General features: G+C 61.5%; 17 protein-coding genes. 7 read left to right on the top strand and 10 right to left on the bottom strand.

Annotation, left to right across the window (positions count from 1 at the left end; all coding sequences use genetic code 11):
• Window position 1 precedes the first annotated feature (1 nt).
• The 9 genes from ACFOZ5_RS00850 to ACFOZ5_RS00810 all read right to left on the bottom strand — a co-directional run bounded on the left by ACFOZ5_RS00850 (window position 2) and on the right by ACFOZ5_RS00810 (window position 8620).
• Window positions 2-1336 carry a Na+/H+ antiporter family protein gene (locus ACFOZ5_RS00850; RefSeq protein ID WP_379884803.1) on the bottom strand — a complete coding sequence of 445 codons (1335 nt, stop codon included), beginning with the start codon at window positions 1334-1336 and terminating at the stop codon, window positions 2-4.
• Window positions 1337-1483: 147 nt separating this feature from the next.
• Window positions 1484-1702, bottom strand: a complete 219-nt coding sequence (locus tag ACFOZ5_RS00845) for a DUF1653 domain-containing protein (protein WP_379884802.1) — start codon at window positions 1700-1702, stop codon at window positions 1484-1486.
• Window positions 1703-1712: 10 nt separating this feature from the next.
• On the bottom strand, window positions 1713-2096 hold the full coding sequence (locus ACFOZ5_RS00840) for a DoxX family protein (protein ID WP_379884801.1): 384 nt from the start codon (window positions 2094-2096) through the stop codon (window positions 1713-1715).
• 80 nt (window positions 2097-2176) lie between these two features.
• Window positions 2177-2614 carry a group I truncated hemoglobin gene (locus ACFOZ5_RS00835; protein ID WP_379884800.1) on the bottom strand — a complete coding sequence of 146 codons (438 nt, stop codon included), beginning with the start codon at window positions 2612-2614 and terminating at the stop codon, window positions 2177-2179.
• Between the two features lie 11 nt (window positions 2615-2625).
• On the bottom strand, window positions 2626-3498 hold the full coding sequence (locus ACFOZ5_RS00830) for a DUF3034 family protein (protein ID WP_379884799.1): 873 nt from the start codon (window positions 3496-3498) through the stop codon (window positions 2626-2628).
• Window positions 3495-5831: a putative bifunctional diguanylate cyclase/phosphodiesterase gene (locus ACFOZ5_RS00825; protein WP_379884798.1), complete on the bottom strand. Its 2337-nt coding sequence runs from the start codon at window positions 5829-5831 to the stop codon at window positions 3495-3497. The genes ACFOZ5_RS00830 and ACFOZ5_RS00825 overlap by 4 nt, the downstream gene beginning before the upstream one ends.
• Before the next feature lie 2 nt (window positions 5832-5833).
• Window positions 5834-6475: a methylamine utilization protein gene (locus ACFOZ5_RS00820; RefSeq protein WP_379884797.1), complete on the bottom strand. Its 642-nt coding sequence runs from the start codon at window positions 6473-6475 to the stop codon at window positions 5834-5836.
• 27 nt (window positions 6476-6502) lie between these two features.
• On the bottom strand, window positions 6503-7144 hold the full coding sequence (locus tag ACFOZ5_RS00815) for a hypothetical protein (protein WP_379884796.1): 642 nt from the start codon (window positions 7142-7144) through the stop codon (window positions 6503-6505).
• Window positions 7145-7294: 150 nt separating this feature from the next.
• Window positions 7295-8620, bottom strand: a complete 1326-nt coding sequence (locus tag ACFOZ5_RS00810; RefSeq protein ID WP_379884795.1) for an MATE family efflux transporter — start codon at window positions 8618-8620, stop codon at window positions 7295-7297.
• Between the two features lie 329 nt (window positions 8621-8949).
• Between ACFOZ5_RS00810 and coxB the strand changes: the two genes are divergently transcribed.
• From coxB to ACFOZ5_RS00795, 3 genes are all read left to right on the top strand, one after another.
• Complete coding sequence (coxB, locus tag ACFOZ5_RS00805) at window positions 8950-10086, top strand: cytochrome c oxidase subunit II (RefSeq protein ID WP_379884794.1); 1137 nt, start codon at window positions 8950-8952, stop codon at window positions 10084-10086.
• Window positions 10087-10182: 96 nt separating this feature from the next.
• Window positions 10183-11769 carry a cytochrome c oxidase subunit I gene (gene ctaD / locus ACFOZ5_RS00800; protein ID WP_379884793.1) on the top strand — a complete coding sequence of 529 codons (1587 nt, stop codon included), beginning with the start codon at window positions 10183-10185 and terminating at the stop codon, window positions 11767-11769.
• A gap of 134 nt (window positions 11770-11903) precedes the next feature.
• Window positions 11904-12791: a cytochrome c oxidase subunit 3 gene (locus ACFOZ5_RS00795; RefSeq protein WP_379884791.1), complete on the top strand. Its 888-nt coding sequence runs from the start codon at window positions 11904-11906 to the stop codon at window positions 12789-12791.
• A gap of 115 nt (window positions 12792-12906) precedes the next feature.
• Here the strand turns inward: ACFOZ5_RS00795 and ACFOZ5_RS00790 are convergent, their stop codons facing one another.
• Window positions 12907-13119: a twin transmembrane helix small protein gene (locus ACFOZ5_RS00790; RefSeq protein WP_379884790.1), complete on the bottom strand. Its 213-nt coding sequence runs from the start codon at window positions 13117-13119 to the stop codon at window positions 12907-12909.
• A 74-nt stretch (window positions 13120-13193) separates the two neighbouring features.
• Here ACFOZ5_RS00790 and ACFOZ5_RS00785 point away from each other — a divergent pair, with 74 nt between their 5' ends.
• The 4 genes from ACFOZ5_RS00785 (at window position 13194) to cyoE (ending at window position 16599) form a co-directional block, all read left to right on the top strand.
• On the top strand, window positions 13194-13919 hold the full coding sequence (locus ACFOZ5_RS00785; protein WP_379884789.1) for an SURF1 family protein: 726 nt from the start codon (window positions 13194-13196) through the stop codon (window positions 13917-13919).
• Window positions 13920-14555 (top strand): hypothetical protein, encoded by a 636-nt coding sequence (locus ACFOZ5_RS00780; RefSeq protein ID WP_379884786.1) that lies wholly within the window; start codon window positions 13920-13922, stop codon window positions 14553-14555.
• 83 nt (window positions 14556-14638) lie between these two features.
• A complete protein-coding gene (locus ACFOZ5_RS00775) occupies window positions 14639-15691 on the top strand; it encodes a COX15/CtaA family protein (RefSeq protein WP_379885413.1) in 1053 nt (350 codons plus the stop codon).
• A complete protein-coding gene (gene cyoE, locus ACFOZ5_RS00770; protein ID WP_379884784.1) occupies window positions 15688-16599 on the top strand; it encodes a heme o synthase in 912 nt (303 codons plus the stop codon). Before ACFOZ5_RS00775 ends, cyoE begins: the two co-directional genes overlap by 4 nt.
• The last annotated feature ends 19 nt before the right edge of the window (window positions 16600-16618 follow it).

Genomic DNA, 16618 nt, shown 5'->3' with positions numbered 1-16618 from the left:
ACTAGAGCACCATCGCCGCCAGCCACCCGAACACCAGCAACGGCAGGTTGTAGTGCAGGAAGGTGGGTACCACCGTGTCCCAGATGTGGTTGTGCTGACCGTCGACATTGAGGCCGGCGGTGGGGCCGAGGGTGGAGTCCGAGGCGGGTGAGCCGGCATCGCCCAGGGCGCCGGCGGTGCCTACCAGGGCCACGATGGCCAGGGGGCTGAAGCCCAGTTCCAGGGCCAGGGGCACATACAGTGCGGCAATGATGGGAATGGTGGAGAAGGACGAGCCGATGCCCATGGTGATCAGCAGGCCCACCACCAGCATCAGGAAGGCCGCCATGGCCTGGTTGTCGCCGATGGTCTCCACCGATCCCTGCACCAGGCTGGCGATATCGCCGGTTTCCCGCATGACTTCCGCGAAGCCGTTGGCGGCAATCATAATGAAGCCGATCATGGCCAGCATCTTCATGCCTTCGGTGAACAGGTCATCGGACTCCTTCCAGCGAACGACGCCGGACAGGTTGAACAGCACGAAGCCGGTCAGCGCCCCCAGAATCATGGAACCCAGCCAGAGCTGTACCACGAAGGCGGCGGCGATGGCGACAATGGCCATGACGAGGGTCCAGCGGCTGTAGCTTGTGTCCACCCGCTCGGTGCGCTCGATTCTGGCCAGGTCGTACCGGCGCTCTCCCCGGTAACTGAAGAATACCGCAATCACCAGGCCCACTAGCATGCCCAGCGCTGGCAAAGCCATTGCTTTGATCACGCTGAGGCTGTCGGTGGCAATGCCATTGTCAGCCACGTTGGCCATCAGGATCTCGTTCAGGTAGATGCCGCCGAAGCCCACTGGCAGGAACATGTACGGTGTGATCAGGCCGAAGGTCAGCACGCAGGCCACCAGGCGCCGGTCCAGGTTCAGCTTTGCCATCACGTACAGCAGTGGTGGCACCAGCATCGGGATAAAGGCAATGTGGATCGGCAGGATATTCTGGGAGGACATGGCCACGGCCAGCAAGAGGCCGATGATCAGGAAGCGCACGCCCTTGTTGGCCGTGGCCGAGGAGTTGCCAGTGTCCTGGCTACCTACCATGGCCAGTGCCCGGTCCGCGAGGGCATGGGCCAGCCCGGATTTGCCAATGGCCACGGCAAAGGCGCCCAGGGTGGCGTAGGACAGGGCGACCGTAGCCCCGCCGCCAAGGCCGCTGTTGAAGGCTTCGATGGTGGCATCCAGGGACAGCCCGCCCAGCAGGCCACCAACCATGGCGCCAACGATCAGGGCAACGACAACGTGGATGCGGGCAAGGCTCAGGACGAGCATGACAATAACCGCGGCGACAACGGCGTTCATGGTAAGACTCCGTGAGTGGCGCGGGCCCTTGTGGGGCCTGCGCGGGTTTGGTGACAAATTGGTCAGGTTTTGAAGGGGCGCTAATGTGCAGGAAAGCGATGCCGGAGTCAAAGAGGCCCGGGGGAGCCTTGGCCCCCGGCCGGGAGATCAGTCACTTATACGGGTAAAACGGGGCACTTCCTCCCCCGCCACGGTCACCGATTCGTTGAACATGTCCAGCGGGCGCACCCACAGGCTGTGGTCACCGTACAGGCACCGGTACACCACCAGCCATTCCTCGGTCTCGCTGTGGCGGGCGGTGCCGATCACTTCGTAATCCTTGCCCTTGTAGTGTCGGTAGCGACCGGGGAGTATTTTACGGCTCATGGGTGGTACCTCAGTTCTTCAGCTTGTAACGGCCCGGCCCCAGGAAGATCAGGGCCAGGGCGGTGAACAGGAAGAAACCCTGCAATTCCAGCGCCCAGCCGCCGTTGCCGGCGAGCTTCATCAGCTCGTGGGTGTGCACCAGGGCAATGGCCACCAGCATGTTGAAGACAATCAGCAGGGCGCCAATGCGGGTCTGGTAGCCCACGATCACCATCAGCGGTGCCAACAGCTCGCCAATGAATACACCATAGGCGAAGAATGCCGGAATGCCATGGCTGACGAGCTGTCCCTCGATGAATCCAACCCCGTTGAACAGTTTGCTGATGCCATGGAAGAGCAGCAGCCCGCCGAGGGTGAGTCGGAGGATCAGTTTGCCAAGATCGGGATTGTCCATCGAATTGGGGCTCCGGTCAGTGTAAATTCAGTGGGTTAGATGCCGACAAGGTTAACGCCGGCGATGACAAACGCCAAGTGCTAACGGTGGGTTATCCGGGGGTGTAGCTCCACCAGGCGCTTGAGCAGCCGGTTCTGGGCGCTGGTGCTGATGCCGTTTTCTTCCATGGCCAGCACCAGCTGTTCCGCCAGGGCGTTGAACTGGGTCTCGGTCACGTTCATGCCGTCGTGCACGTCGGCCATCGGGCGACCAGTGTAGGTACAGGGGCCCCCGCTGATCTCGCAGATCTGGTCCGTCAGGTTGGTGTGGAACTGCACCACGTCGATGCCCTTGAACTGGAAGGCGATGCGTTCGTCCTCCACGATGCGGTACATCAGGTCTTCCACCATGTCGGCAATGCCGGTGCGCTCGCCCAGGTCCTGGTAAAGGGCGTCATCCGCTGTGTTGTGGCGGATGGCGCAACCGGTGGCCAGTATTGTCAGGGCCAGCAGGATGGCTGTGCGGACTGATCGTGTCATCAGAGATCTCCTCAGAAACTGCCCTGTAGTGAAAGGTAAAGTCCCCGTTGCTCCTCCAGCCCGGCGATGTCGCCAAGATCCGTCCAGGCGGCGGTCACCGAGAAACGGCGATCCGGTACCCATGCGACGAAGCCGTCCCACCAGTCATCCTCGGTAGCGAAGCCCAGGTTGTCGGGTTTCTGCCGGTATTCCGCGCCGACGATCCAGCTGCGGTTCAGCAGCAGGCCAACACTGGTTTCCAGCATGGCCTGGTAACCGTCATTGCGATCACCACCAAAACCCAGCAGGCCGCCCTGGTTGGCCCTGGTGCCCCGCACCGTGGCATTCACCAGCAGGTTACGATCCAGCACCGCAGCGAAGAACAGCTTGCTGGCGGACAGGTAGAGGTCGGTGCCCTGGTCGTCCTTCGCGCCGATGGCCTCCGGTATGTCGAAGTCACGCTGGCGCTTGTGCTGGAGACCGACCGACCACTGGCCGTAGTCGCTGTAGAGCACGTCGCCGAACAGCCTTGCCTTGATGCCGACAATGTCCTGGGACAGTTCGTCCTCGCCAAGTGCTGCCCCCAGGGTGTCCAGATCCAGGGTCTGGCGGGCGATGCTGATCTCCACCCGATTGTGCCAGTTCAGCGCCGCCCCGGTGACGTTCAGGGTGAAGTCGTCCACCTCCGCCCGGGACAGGGTCACCGTTCCGCCCCACTCCTGGTCACTGGCGTAGCCGGCCAGCAGGGCCCAGGGCACCAGTCCGCCGCCGGCACTGCCTTCGATGGTGGTGACGCCACCGGTGGCCCACAGCCGGCTGCCGGGATCGGCAAGGGCCGGTGTGGCCAGGGCCAGGCCGGCCAGCAGTGCCAGAGCCGGTCGTTGGTGATTGAGACGATGGTTCATGAACTATCTCCGGTCATTTGACGCAGCTTGGTTGCCTGCTCGCGGAAGTCGCTGGCCCAGCCGGGCAGGTCTGCCGGTGGCATGGGCCGCGCCATGTAGAAGCCCTGCCCCTTGTCGCAACCCCAGCCCTGCAGCAGCCGCCAGCTGTCCAGGTTCTCTATGCCCTCCGCCACCACGGTCAGGCCAAGGCCGTGGGCCATGTCCACGGTGGATCGCACAATCAGCTGATCCTGGGGCTCCTCGTTCAGGCGCAACACAAAAGACTTGTCGATCTTGAGTTCCTGTACCGGCAGCTGGCGCAACTGCGACAGGGACGAGTAGCCGGTGCCGAAATCGTCCACCGACAGGCTGACGCCCATGGCCCTGAGCTGTTCGAGGGTGGACTGGGCCGACTCGGTATCCGTCATGATCGCGCTTTCCGTGACCTCGAAGGTCAGCCTTTGGCAGTCAATGGCCTGATCGGCGAAAGCCCGCCGGATATCCTCGGGCAGCTGAGGGTTGCTGAGGTCCAGGGCGGACAGGTTGATGGCCGCGCCAATCATCAGCCCCCCGTGATGCAGCCCGGCCAGGTCCCGGGCTATTCGGGTCAGGATGAAGCGGGTCAGGTTACCGATCTGACCGGTCTGCTCGGCCAGCAGGATGAACTCCTCTGGCGAGATGAAACCCAGTTCCGGGTGATGCCAGCGCGCCAGCGCCTCCACCTGCACCATGCGGGCGGTGCCCATCTCGATCTTGGGCTGGTAGACCAGGTTGAGCCCGTCATTGGCGATCGCGTGGCGAAGATCCTGGGTCAGGGTCAGTTCCCGCAGGTGTGATTCGTCGCCACCGGGTTCATAGTGGGCCACCTGTTCAGGGCTGTGCTCCGCCCGCTTCAGCGTCAGGCGCAGTCGACGCCGCAGTTCATCCAGGGTGGTGGCGTCCCGGGGCAACTCGAGTCCGGCCACCGCAACCTGAAGGTTGATGGGCGTTTCGCCGATGCGGGCACTGGCCTGGAGGGCGTCCCGGAGCTTCGTCAGCAATGAGTCCAGCGGGCCTTCTGCCTGATCGGTCAGTAGTACAAATTCGTTGCCGCCGGACCGGGTCAGCAGCAGGGTCCGCTCCGGCAGGAAGGCCCTTAGCCGATCGGCGGCGAGTATCAGGGTCCGGTCACCGAATTCGAAGCCCAGGGTGTCGTTCAGCGCCCGGAATCGTGTGAGGGTCAGGCCGGCCAGTAACAGCGGCTGCCGGTCCGCCAGGGCCTTTGCCAGCGTCTCGTTCAGGGCCTTGCGGTTGGCCAGGCCGGTGAGGTCGTCGTGGAGAGCGCTGAAGCGGATATGCTCCTCCCGCTCCAGTACCCGTTGTTGCATGGTGGTCAGTGCGTCCTGCAGGGTTCGCAGTTCGCGGGTTCTCGGGGGCGGGGGCTCGGCGACGGTGCGGCCATCACCGATGGCAGTGGCGAAACGGGCCAGGTCCAGCACCGGGCGCCCCAGGGCCCTGGCGATAACCAGTACCACCAGGCCGGAGAGGACGACTGACAGCAGCAGGATAAGGGCCAGATCAGCGGCACGGTCATAGTAGTTGGCCAGGGCCTGTTCCCGGTCGATCAGCAATACCGCCTGTACCGGTGAAGGCTGACCGGACCCCAGGTCCAGTGCCCGGGAGAAAAAACCTTTGGTTTCGACCATTTGCCCGGTGGTCCCGAGGCGTGGAAGTTGCCCCATGGCGTCGGGGGGGCGGCTGGCGGCAAGCAGTGATGAACCGGATCGGCTGCGGAACACCACGTCGGTGCCAGTCAGCTCGGCCAGCCGTCGCGCAAAACGGTCGTCCAGGGCAAACCCGGCCACGAGCCAGGCCCGTAGCCCGGCGCCACTCACCGGTACCACGAACATCTGCAGGGCACGGTTACCGGTGCTGATGATCTGGCCCGCCTGGCCGTTGTTGGTCGCGCTGGCCAGCAATTGCGGCAGGAACTCCTGTATTCCGGTGTCTGCGGCGCCGATGCTGGCCAGGGGGGTGCCGTCGTTGTCCAATACGATGGCGACATCGGCGCCGGCACGACCGGCGTGGTTGGCGAGGGTGCTTTCCATGGTCGCCTGGTTGTCGCTGGCGATGGCTGAGCGGAAGCCGAAATCATCCACCAGAACCTGCAGGTTGCCCGTGAGCAGTTCACTACGCCCGTCCATGATTTCGGAGGTAACCCGGGCGGCCACGTCGAGGCTGTCAGCAGCACGCTGCTCCTCGTCCTCCAGCAGGTACAGCATGAAGGACAGTCCGAGCACCAGGGCGGTTGCGGCCACCAGGGACAACATTGCGGCCAGCAGGCGGCCGCGGAATCCGAGTCCGCCCGGACTCACGGCTACAGCTCCCGGAATCGTTGCTGCAGACGGTCCAGGGAAGAATCCGTTTCCGGTGCCGGGCGAACCGGCAGAGACACGGTGACAGGCTCGCCAGGGTGGCTGTCGATGGCAACGTCCATCAGCCTGCTGGTGTCTGCCAGCCGCGGATGCCAGGCGCGAACCTGGTCGGGTAATGGCTGGTCGTCCGGCCAGTCGAGGGACACTTCGCCGCTGCTATTGGTGATTCCGTGCTGCTGATCGGTAACCAGGATGAACCCCTGCATGTGATCATGGATGTTGCAGCCCAGTTCCACCACGCCGGTGGTGTCAAAGCGGATGGGTGCCTCGGGAATACCGGCGTAGAGCTCGATCTCGAAGGTCTTTACCGGCGAGAAGGAATAAACATGGTGCTGGGTGTTGTCCCGGTTGGGAAAACTGACCTCGGTACCAGGCGGGATCACCAGTACATGGGGGACGAACTGGCGGTTTTCCTGCACCATCCTGGCATCTGCTGCGACCGGTTCTGCTGGTCGCGGCATGAGGATAACCGCATCGGTCAGGGGCTTGCCGCCATCCGCATCGGTTGCGAGAAACGTCCACTGCTCGGCGGCAGCGATCATGGGGGCCACCGTAATACACAATACCAGGGCCATTCTGAACATTATTGTTACCAATCGCTCGTGGGTTGGTCAGCGCATCAGGGTAAACCGGATGTGGTTTCGCGTCAGCAGGTTTTCCCAGTATTCCCTCATCCAGACCCCGGCGGCTTTCTGTAACTCTTCTACGAATGGATCCAGGTTCAGTTCATAGTAACTGGGCGACCCTGCCAGGTTCAGCGTGGTCAGGTTGATGGATTCGTCCAGCTCATTGGCAAAGGGTTCGCCGATCAGCTGGTGGGCCAGCAGGTTGGCCTGGGTGGCTTCCATATCAACCACCTGGCTGCGGCGAATGGACAGGTTATTCTCATACATTTCCTCCATCAGGCGGTGGCAGAGATAGGCCTTGATCAATAAGCCGTCGAGGCCATCGTACTGGGTAAGGATGATGGACGGCTGGGTAAAGTAGCAGATGGCCGTCTGAATGAACGGGTCGAACAACCCGCGCTTACCGGATTTGCGGGCACAGTCGTCGATACAGTCGATCAGCCGGGGGGCCATTTCGATGTATTCGATGGCGAACTGGAACAGGCACATGGCGGGCTGGTAGCCTTCAACCGTCACGCTGGCCGGCAGCCGTGCGGCTTTCTCGCGCATCTGGCGGAGAAATTCGCCGGATCGGGCTTCCTGCCGACGGGCCTGATCGATGATGTTCAATACTGCCTCTGGAGTCATGTCAGACAATGCCGGGTTTGCTTCATCATTGCAGGGAATCTGGTGTCCCGTTTGGTGAATTCGACGAATTCACCAAACGGGACACTGGCTCAGGACGCCCCTTTTTTGGAGTGTAGTTGAGATTTTTTCTCGTGCCGGGGGGATTACCGCTTACTCATGTCGGAACCATGACCTGTTTCGGGTCCGTACCATGAACACCGTCGCCATTGAGGCGGCCCTTGCCACCATCAGCATGATCAGCGCGAACCACAGACCATGGTTGCCCCAGGATGTGGTCAGCCACCAGACCGGCAGAAAGATTCCGAGCGCAGAAAACAGCATGGTGTTCTGCATGTCGCGGGTGCGGGTGGCACCGATGAAGATGCCGTCGAACAGGTATCCCCACACAGCGGTCATTGGGAGCAGCCACAGCCAGGGCAGGAACTGGCGGGCTGTGGCACGGACTTCCTCGATGCTGGTAAGCAACCCGATCAGCCAATAGCCACCGCCCACGAATAACACCGTGAATACCAGCGAGCCAATCAGTGACCAGCGTGCCGCCGTGCGGCAGGCCACCAGGAAACGCCGGTGGGAGCGACGGCCCACCGCCTGCCCCACCAGCGCTTCGGCGGCGTTCGCGAAACCGTCCAGGCCATTGGAAATCACCAGCAGGAAGGTCAGCAAAACCGCGTTGGCCGCCAGGATGACCTCACCCTGCCTGGCGCCCTGGGCGGTAAAGAAGGCCAGCGTCAGCAGCAGCGCGATGGTCCGCACCATCAGGTAACGGTTTACCCGGATCAGTGCCAGGTAGTCCGGCAGGTGGCCAAGCAACTCCCGCAGGGTGGCGCGATGGTCCGGCAGGCGTTGCCACACCAGCCACAGACCCAGGGCAGTAGCGCCGTATTCGGCGGTCACGGTGGCCATGGCGACGCCGCGGGCATTCCATCCCAGAACGGTGACAAACAGCACATCCAGAACAATGTTCACACCGTTCGCCGCAATCAGCATTACCATCGGGCCACGGGGCAGCTGACAGCCGATCAGCCAGCCTACCAGGGTGTACTGGCACAGTACGGCCGGCGCGCTCCAAATGCGGATGGCAGCGTACTCGGCGGCAAGCGCTGCCACTTCGGGCCCCGGGTTCATCAGAGACAGGCCAGTGGCAATCAGGGGTGTCTGTAGCAGGATCAGCACCAGTGCAATGGCGCAGGCGAGTAACAGGGAGCGCACCAGCAGGGCGGTCTGGGCGGTGGCGTCCCGGCGGCCGAACGCCTGGGCGGCCATACCTGTAGTGCCCATGCGCATGAAACCGAACGTCCAGTAGAGAATGCTGAAGAGATTGGCGCCGACCGCGACCGCGCCCAGGTACTCGGGGCTGTCCAGGTGCCCCAGTACGGCAGTATCCACCAGGCCCAGCAGGGGAACGGTCAGGTTGGTGAGCATAAGCGGCCAGGCGAGGCGCCAAAGGTGTCGGTCCGAGCGGGTCAGGGTGATCATGTCAGGACCGCGCCATGCCGCAGTATATGAAATATTGATATATGCTTAGATCTATAAAATTATTCAAAATGTGTCCAAGGTTTTGAGTGTGGGCTAACTCTCTGTCTATACTGCGTTCTGGTTATCCGTGAACAGACTTCCCGGCGCTCATCTCAGGTTGCGTGTGCGAGCGTGACCGGTTTCACTATTTGCCCGGGGGGACGAACTTCCAGCATTCAGCAGGAAGTGTCACGCAGATCCGCCAGACATGACAGGCAGCCGTCGCAGGAGAGACGACCGCTCGAAGTGTGTCTGTCATGAACAAGAACAACACTCTGTGGAGACGCGGTATGCACGTGCACGTAAAACGGGCAGGTGCCCTTGTCGCGGGACTGTTATTGTCCGCTCCGGCGCTGGCCGAGTGGACCCTGAACATGTCACCGGGGGTCACCGAAACGAGTAACCAGGTCTATGGTCTGCACATGACCATCCTGTGGATATGCGTCGCCATTGGCGTCGTTGTCTTCGGGGTCATGTTCTGGTCGATCTTTGCTCATCGAAAATCAAAAGGCTATAAACCGGCCCATTTCCACGAGAATACCGTTGTGGAAATTCTCTGGACCATCATACCTTTTGCCATCCTGGTCATCATGGCCATTCCCGCCACCGCTACCCTGGTTGACATGTACGATGCCGAGGAAGCGGAAGTGGAAATCAAGGTTACCGGCTATCAATGGCGCTGGCAGTACGAATACCGTGACATAAATGGTAACGAAGCCAACCATTTCGGGTATTTCTCCAACCTCGCCACATCGCGGGATGAGATCAATAACCGGATGGACAAGAGCGAGAACTACCTGCTGGACGTGGACAACCCCATGGTGGTGCCCGTTGGCAAGAGGGTTCGCCTGCTGCTTACCGCCAATGATGTGATCCACTCCTGGTGGGTTCCCGCCTTCAGTATCAAGAAAGATGCCATTCCCGGCTTTATCAACAAGGTCTGGTTCCAGGTTGACCAGCCCGGCACCTACCGTGGCCAGTGTACCGAACTGTGCGGCAAGGACCACGGCTTCATGCCGGTAGTGGTTGAGGCGGTGCCTCAGGAGGAATACGACCAGTGGCTGGCGGACCAGCGGGAAGCCGCCGCGAAGGAACGCCAGCTGACCGAGAAAGACTGGACCCTGGAAGAGCTGGTTGAGCGTGGCGAGGGCGTCTATGACTCCTACTGTGCCGCCTGTCATGGTCAGGATGGTACCGGCGGCGGAGCATTCCCGGCGCTCAAGGGTTCTGCAATTGCCACCGAGGATATGGACGCTCATATGGACGTGGTGGTCAACGGCGTCAGCGGCACCGCGATGCAGGCCTTCGGTGGCCAGCTCAGCGAAGCCGACCTGGCGGCAGTCATCACCTACGAGCGTAACGCCTGGGGCAACAACACCGGGGAAATGGTGACGCCGAAAGAGATTTTCGACTACAAGAACCAATAAGAGACAACCGGATGGCGGGGGCACGCCTCGCCATCGGGTTCGCCAGATAACAATATATCGCCAGCGAAAAGAAACAGGCGGCAACGGGGGTTTCAAATGAGTGCGGTCGCAGATACCCACGCCCAGGACCACCACCATGGTCCCGCCAAGGGCATGACCCGGTGGCTGTTAACCACCAACCATAAAGATATCGGGTCCATGTACCTGATCTTCAGCTTCGCCATGTTCCTCCTCGGGGGCAGCATGGCGATGGTCATCCGGGCAGAGTTGTTCCAGCCCGGCCTTCAGATCGTGCAACCGGAATTCTTTAACCAGATGACCACCATGCACGGCCTGATCATGGTATTCGGTGCGGTCATGCCGGCTTTCGTGGGCCTGGCCAACTGGATGCTGCCACTGATGGTGGGCGCACCCGACATGGCGCTGCCACGGATGAACAACTGGAGCTTCTGGCTGTTGCCGGCGGCTTTCCTGATGCTGGTGTCCACTCTGTTCATGGATGGTGGCGCGCCCAACTTCGGCTGGACCTTCTACGCACCGTTGTCGACCACTTACGGGCCGCCAAGTACCACCTTCTTCATCTTTGCCGTCCACATCATGGGGATCTCCTCGATCATGGGGGCCATCAACGTGATCGCCACCATCCTGAACCTGCGGGCCCCGGGCATGACGCTGATGAAGATGCCAATGTTCGTCTGGACCTGGCTGATCACCGCCTTCCTGCTGATTGCGGTCATGCCGGTACTGGCGGGTGTGGTTACCATGATGCTGATGGACATCAACTTCGGCACCAGCTTCTTCGACGCCGCCGGCGGTGGTGATCCGGTCCTGTTCCAGCATGTGTTCTGGTTCTTCGGGCACCCCGAGGTATACATCATGATCCTGCCGGCCTTCGGCGTGGTATCCCATATCATTCCGGCCTTTGCCCGCAAGCCGCTGTTTGGCTATGCGTCGATGGTCTACGCGGTGGGCGCCATCGCGCTGCTGTCCTTCCTGGTGTGGGCGCACCATATGTTTACCGTGGGCATCCCCATCTTCGGCCAGCTGTTCTTCATGTACGCCACCATGCTGATCGCCGTACCCACCGGGGTTAAGGTGTTCAACTGGGTAGCTACCATGTTCCGTGGGTCCATGACCTTTGAAACCCCGATGCTGTTCTCGGTGGCGTTTGTCATCCTGTTCACCATCGGTGGTTTCTCCGGATTGATGCTGGCCATTGCGCCGGCGGACTTCCAGTACCACGACACCTACTTCGTGGTGGCCCACTTCCACTACGTACTGGTGCCCGGCGCCATCTTCGGGATCTTTGCGGCGGCTTATTACTGGCTGCCCAAGTGGACCGGCACCATGTATGACGAGACCCTGGGCAAGACCCATTTCTGGCTGTCGTTCGTGGGCATGAACCTGGCGTTCTTCCCCATGCACTTCCTGGGTCTGGCGGGCATGCCCCGGCGGATTCCGGACTATGCGCTGCAGTTCGCCGACTTCAACATGGTGTCCAGTATCGGCGCGTTCATGTTCGGTTCCACTCAGCTCCTGTTCCTGTTCATCGTGGTCAAGTGTGCCAGGGGCAACGGCGAGAAAGCCGCGGCCAAGCCCTGGGACGGCGCCGAAGGCCTGGAGTGGACGGTGCCGTCACCGGCGCCCTACCACACCTTTGAAACGCCGCCGGACGTCAAGTGAACCGCAGGCCGGCCAGCCACGTGGACTGGCCGGCCTGACGATGGCCGTTGAGCGGCCGGGAACGATGTAGCGAGCGATACCACAAAAATAATCAAGATTGGACAGGCCAGCGGAACAGGCCTCTGGAGAACAGCATGTCGAACAACCAGACGTACTACGTACCTGAGCAGAGTAAGTGGCCCATCGTGGCCACGGTCGGGATGTTCCTTACCCTCTACGGTGTGGCATCCGTGATGGTGAACGGGTCCCAGGGCGAATCTACCCACAGCGCCTGGTTCATTTTCATGATCGGCAGCGTGGTGATGGCCTACATGCTGTTCGGCTGGTTCGGGTCGGTGATCCGTGAAAGCCGGGCCGGCCTGTACAGCCCGCAGATGGACCGTTCCTTCCGTTGGGGCATGAGCTGGTTCATCTTTTCAGAGGTGATGTTCTTCGGGGCATTTTTCGGCGCCCTGTTCTATGCGCGTGTTTTCGTGGTGCCCTGGCTTGGCGGTGAGGGCGACAAGGGCGCCAGCGCGATGCTCTGGGAAGGTTTCCAGGCCACCTGGCCGCTGATCAACAACCCGGATCCGGAAGCCTATCCGGCGCCGGAAGGCATTATCGGCCCCTGGGGCCTGCCGCTGATCAACACCATCCTCCTGGTTACGTCGTCGTTTACCGTTACCGTGGCCCACCACGCACTGAAGGAAGACAACCGCAAGAAGGTGAAAATCTGGCTGGCGGCCACCATTGTGCTGGCCCTGGTGTTCCTGGGGCTGCAGGCGGAAGAGTATGTGCACGCTTACCAGGACCTGAACCTGACCCTGCAGTCAGGCATCTACGGCAGCACATTCTTCATGCTGACCGGCTTCCACGGTGCTCACGTCATCCTGGGGTCGTTGATTCTCATCGTGATGTTTATCCGCATCCAGAAAGGGCATTTCACCGGCGACAACCACTTCGGGTTTGAGGCTGCCAGCTGGTACTGGCACTTCGTGGACGTGGTCTGGCTGGGACTGTTCGTGTTCGTCTACGTGATCTGATTGCAGGGCAGGCCGACGTCGGGCGCTGATGCCCGGCGGCCTGGTCCATCTGATTCCTGACGGGGGTGCCGCCCGGGTCAAGGTCCATAGGCCAGCGAATGACCCGGACGGCATGCTAGCGATAGGGGGTCGGGTTCAGGTCCAGGCCCCCCTGCCAGAGCGCCAGCAGGATTACGACCAGCAGCAGGATGCTGAGCCCCACCCTGACGGCCAGCGAGTTAACCACCCGCCGTCGACCTCCATCGTCCTTGATAAGGAAGAACAGGCCACTGAACAGGCTGACGATAACGGCCAGCATCAGTACCACGATCAGGATCTTGAGAAGCATGGGTGTCGTCCCCGGATTGAATTCCCGTTATTGTTGTCTGTCTACGGACAATGAAAGTGGGACTATAGCAGAGCATGCCTGAACATGAATCCCGCACCCGGGTCTGGCGGCCTGACTGGCGGCTGGTGCTGCTGGCCCTGTCGTTGCTGCCGGTACTGCTGGGCCTGTCGATCTGGCAGCTTGATCGTGCCGCGGAAAAGGAGCAGCTCCTGGCCCAGTGGTCGGATCCCGCCCAGGCCCGTGAGTGGGGCCAGGTGAAGGTGGTCGATACCGTCGCCGGCCAACCGGTGATGCTGGAAGGACACTATGGTGCGCCGGTATGGTTGCTGGACAACCGGACCCGGGATGGTGCGCCGGGCTATGAGGTGCTGAGCCTGTTCCGCCCTGACCAGGGGCCACCGGTGGTGGTCAACCGGGGCTGGGTGCAGGCGGAAAGGCGCCGTGACCAGCTACCGGGAATTGAGACCCCTGGTGAACCGGTCCGCTTGCTGGCACGGGTGGCGGATTATCCGGTACCACCTGTGCTGGCCGGAGAGCCGGCGGCCGGCGACGGAACCTCAGTGTGGCCCAGGCGGGTTCAGGCGCTGCCCCGGGAGCTGGTGGCGATGGTTGAGCCGGGTGTGGCCGCGCGCATTGTGAAGCTGGATGACCAGAATCAACCAGGCGCCTTCCGGGCCGACTGGGAACCCGATATGATGGGTCCTCAGACTCACTATGGTTATGCCCTGCAGTGGTTTTCCCTGGCAGTGGCGCTCATCATACTGACAATAATAGCGAGCTATCGTAAGCAGGAGTCCTGAATGACCGACACGACTGTACAGCAGCAGGAAACGGAACCTTCCCCGGAACAGGTTCGTCGCGGTCGCCGTACCGCCTTGCTGCTGTTCGCCATTGGTTTTGGCCCGATGATCTTTGCGACCATCATGTACTATGGCGGTTGGCTGCATCCCGAATCACGCAGCAATCACGGTGAACTGATACAGCCGGCGATACCGGTGGCCGAGCTGAATCTTGTGGATGCCGATGATCAGCCTCTGCACACCCGCTTTGGCCCTGAGCTGCAGAATCCCAAATGGATGATGATCGTCACCGCACAAACCTGTGGTGAGGACTGCGAACAGCTGCTTTACCTGGCCCGTCAGGTGAATATCGCCCTGGGCAAGAATGCCAACCGGGTTGGCCGTGCCGCCTGGATTGATACTGTGCCGCCGGAGCTCCAGTCCCGCTGGCGCCAGGAGTACAGTTCCATGGAACGGCTGCGGCTGGCACCAGGCGCGGAACCTGCCTGGCCTGCTGCGGTGAATCCGGCAGAGAGCCCCAGAATCCTGGTGGTGGATCCCTTCGGGAATGTGATGATGCACTATGGCAACGAGCATACCGGCAAGGACATGCTCGAGGACCTCAAGCACCTCATGAAACTCTCGCAGATTGGCTAAGACCACGGCTCGGGCTCGTAAGGTAACGGATTGTGGAAAAACAACAAAGCACTGAAAATCAACAGCTTCATACCCGCCGTGTCATGGCTCGCTGGGCCCTGGCTGCCTCCATCTTCACGGTGGTCGTGGTCATGCTGGGGGCGTGGACACGTCTGGTTGACGCGGGCCTGGGCTGCCCTGACTGGCCGGGCTGTTATGGTTTCCTGACCGTACCCCAGAGTGAGTCCAGCATTGCGGTAGCCAACGCCCGCTTCCCCGAAACACCGGTAGACGTGGCCAAGGGCTGGCCTGAGATGATCCACCGCTATGCCGCCGGCACCCTGGGGCTGCTCGTATTCGGCCTGGCCGGCTATGCTGTCAGGCACCGCCGTGAAGGCGTACCGGTGAAGCTGCCTCTGTTTATCGCCGGATTTGTCGTACTGCAGGCGCTGTTCGGCATGTGGACCGTGACCCTCCAGCTCTGGCCCAAGGTGGTGGCTTTGCATCTGCTGGGCGGCTTCACCACTCTGAGCCTGCTGACATTGCTGACTCTTAGGCTCCGGGGCCGACATAAGCCCCTGCCTGTGGAGCGGGAAAACGCCCTGGGCCGTTTACGACCCTGGCTATACGGTGGTCTGGCCCTGGTCATCCTGCAGATTGCCCTGGGCGCCTGGACGGCCGCCAACTATGCGGCTGTGGCCTGCCCGGATCTGCCTACCTGTCAGGGCCAGTGGTGGCCGGAGGACATGGACTTCCAGCATGGCTTCGATCTCCTCCAGACCATAGGGCCCAACTATCTCGGTGGCCAGCTGACCGCCGACGGGCGGGTAGCCATCCATGTCACACACCGCGTGGGAGCCATGGTCGTGCTGGTCTATTGGGCGGCTTTACTGCTGGCGCTCTGGCGTCAGGTGCGGCAGACCCCGATACAATCCATGGTGCTCTTGACCGCAGCGGCCCTGGTCGTGCAGATTGGTCTCGGTTTAGCCAATGTCGCGTTCCATATTCCCCTGTCTGTCGCGGTCGCCCACAATGCCATGGGCGCCGGGTTGCTATTGACGGTCATTCACATGCTCTGGCGCGTACACGGCTATGCACGACAACCGGTCAAAGAACCGGGCAAGACAACAACAAATCATCACGAGGTAACCGCATGAGTGACCAGGCCAAGGCCATGACGTCCGAATCATCCGCCAGCCGGTCCGTTTCCTGGCGCGACTTTCTGGAGCTGACCAAGCCCAAGGTGGTGGCGCTGATGATCCTCACCGCGGTCATTGGTATGCTGCTGGCGGCGCCAGGGGTGCCGGGCTGGGACGTACTGGTATTCGGCAATCTGGGTATCGCCCTGCTGGCGGGCGCCGCCGCCGTGGTCAACCATGTGGTGGACCAGAAGATCGATACGGTCATGGCACGCACGCGCCGCCGTCCGGTGGCGACAGGGCGGGTGAGCCAGCTGGACGCGTTGCTGTTTGCCACGGTGCTGGCCCTGGCCGGCATGATGGTGCTGATGTGGCAGGTCAATGCCCTGACCGCCTGGCTCACGCTGGCGTCGCTGGTGGGCTATGCCGGTGTCTATACTCTGTTTCTCAAGCGGGCCACGCCCCAGAATATCGTGATTGGTGGCCTTGCCGGTGCCATGCCGCCACTGCTCGGGTGGACCGCTGTCACAGGCCAGGTGGAGGGCCACGCCCTGCTGCTGGTGCTGATTATCTTCGCCTGGACACCGCCACATTTCTGGGCCCTGGCCATCCACCGCAAGGAAGAGTATGCCAAGGCGGGGATTCCCATGCTGCCGGTCACCCACGGTAACCGCTATACCGAGCTGCATATCCTGCTGTACACCCTGATGCTGCTGGCGGTTACCCTGCTACCTTTTGCCACAGGCATGTCGGGCTGGATCTATCTGGCCGGCGCCACGGTTCTCGGGTTACGATTCCTGCAGTATTCGATCCGCCTGCTTCGGGGCGACGATCGCCGTGTGGCCCTGGCAACCTTCAAGTATTCCATTACCTACCTGATGGTCCTGTTCGTGGTGTTGCTGGTAGACCACTTCGTTTACTTCTGAACCGGTCATTAGACAGGAG

Origin of the sequence: Marinobacter lacisalsi (assembly GCF_042651045.1) — a bacterium.
In the GTDB taxonomy this organism is placed as follows: domain Bacteria; phylum Pseudomonadota; class Gammaproteobacteria; order Pseudomonadales; family Oleiphilaceae; genus Marinobacter; species Marinobacter lacisalsi.
Note: the sequence above shows the minus strand (reverse complement) of the source record. Positions and strands in the feature narration are given on the sequence as shown.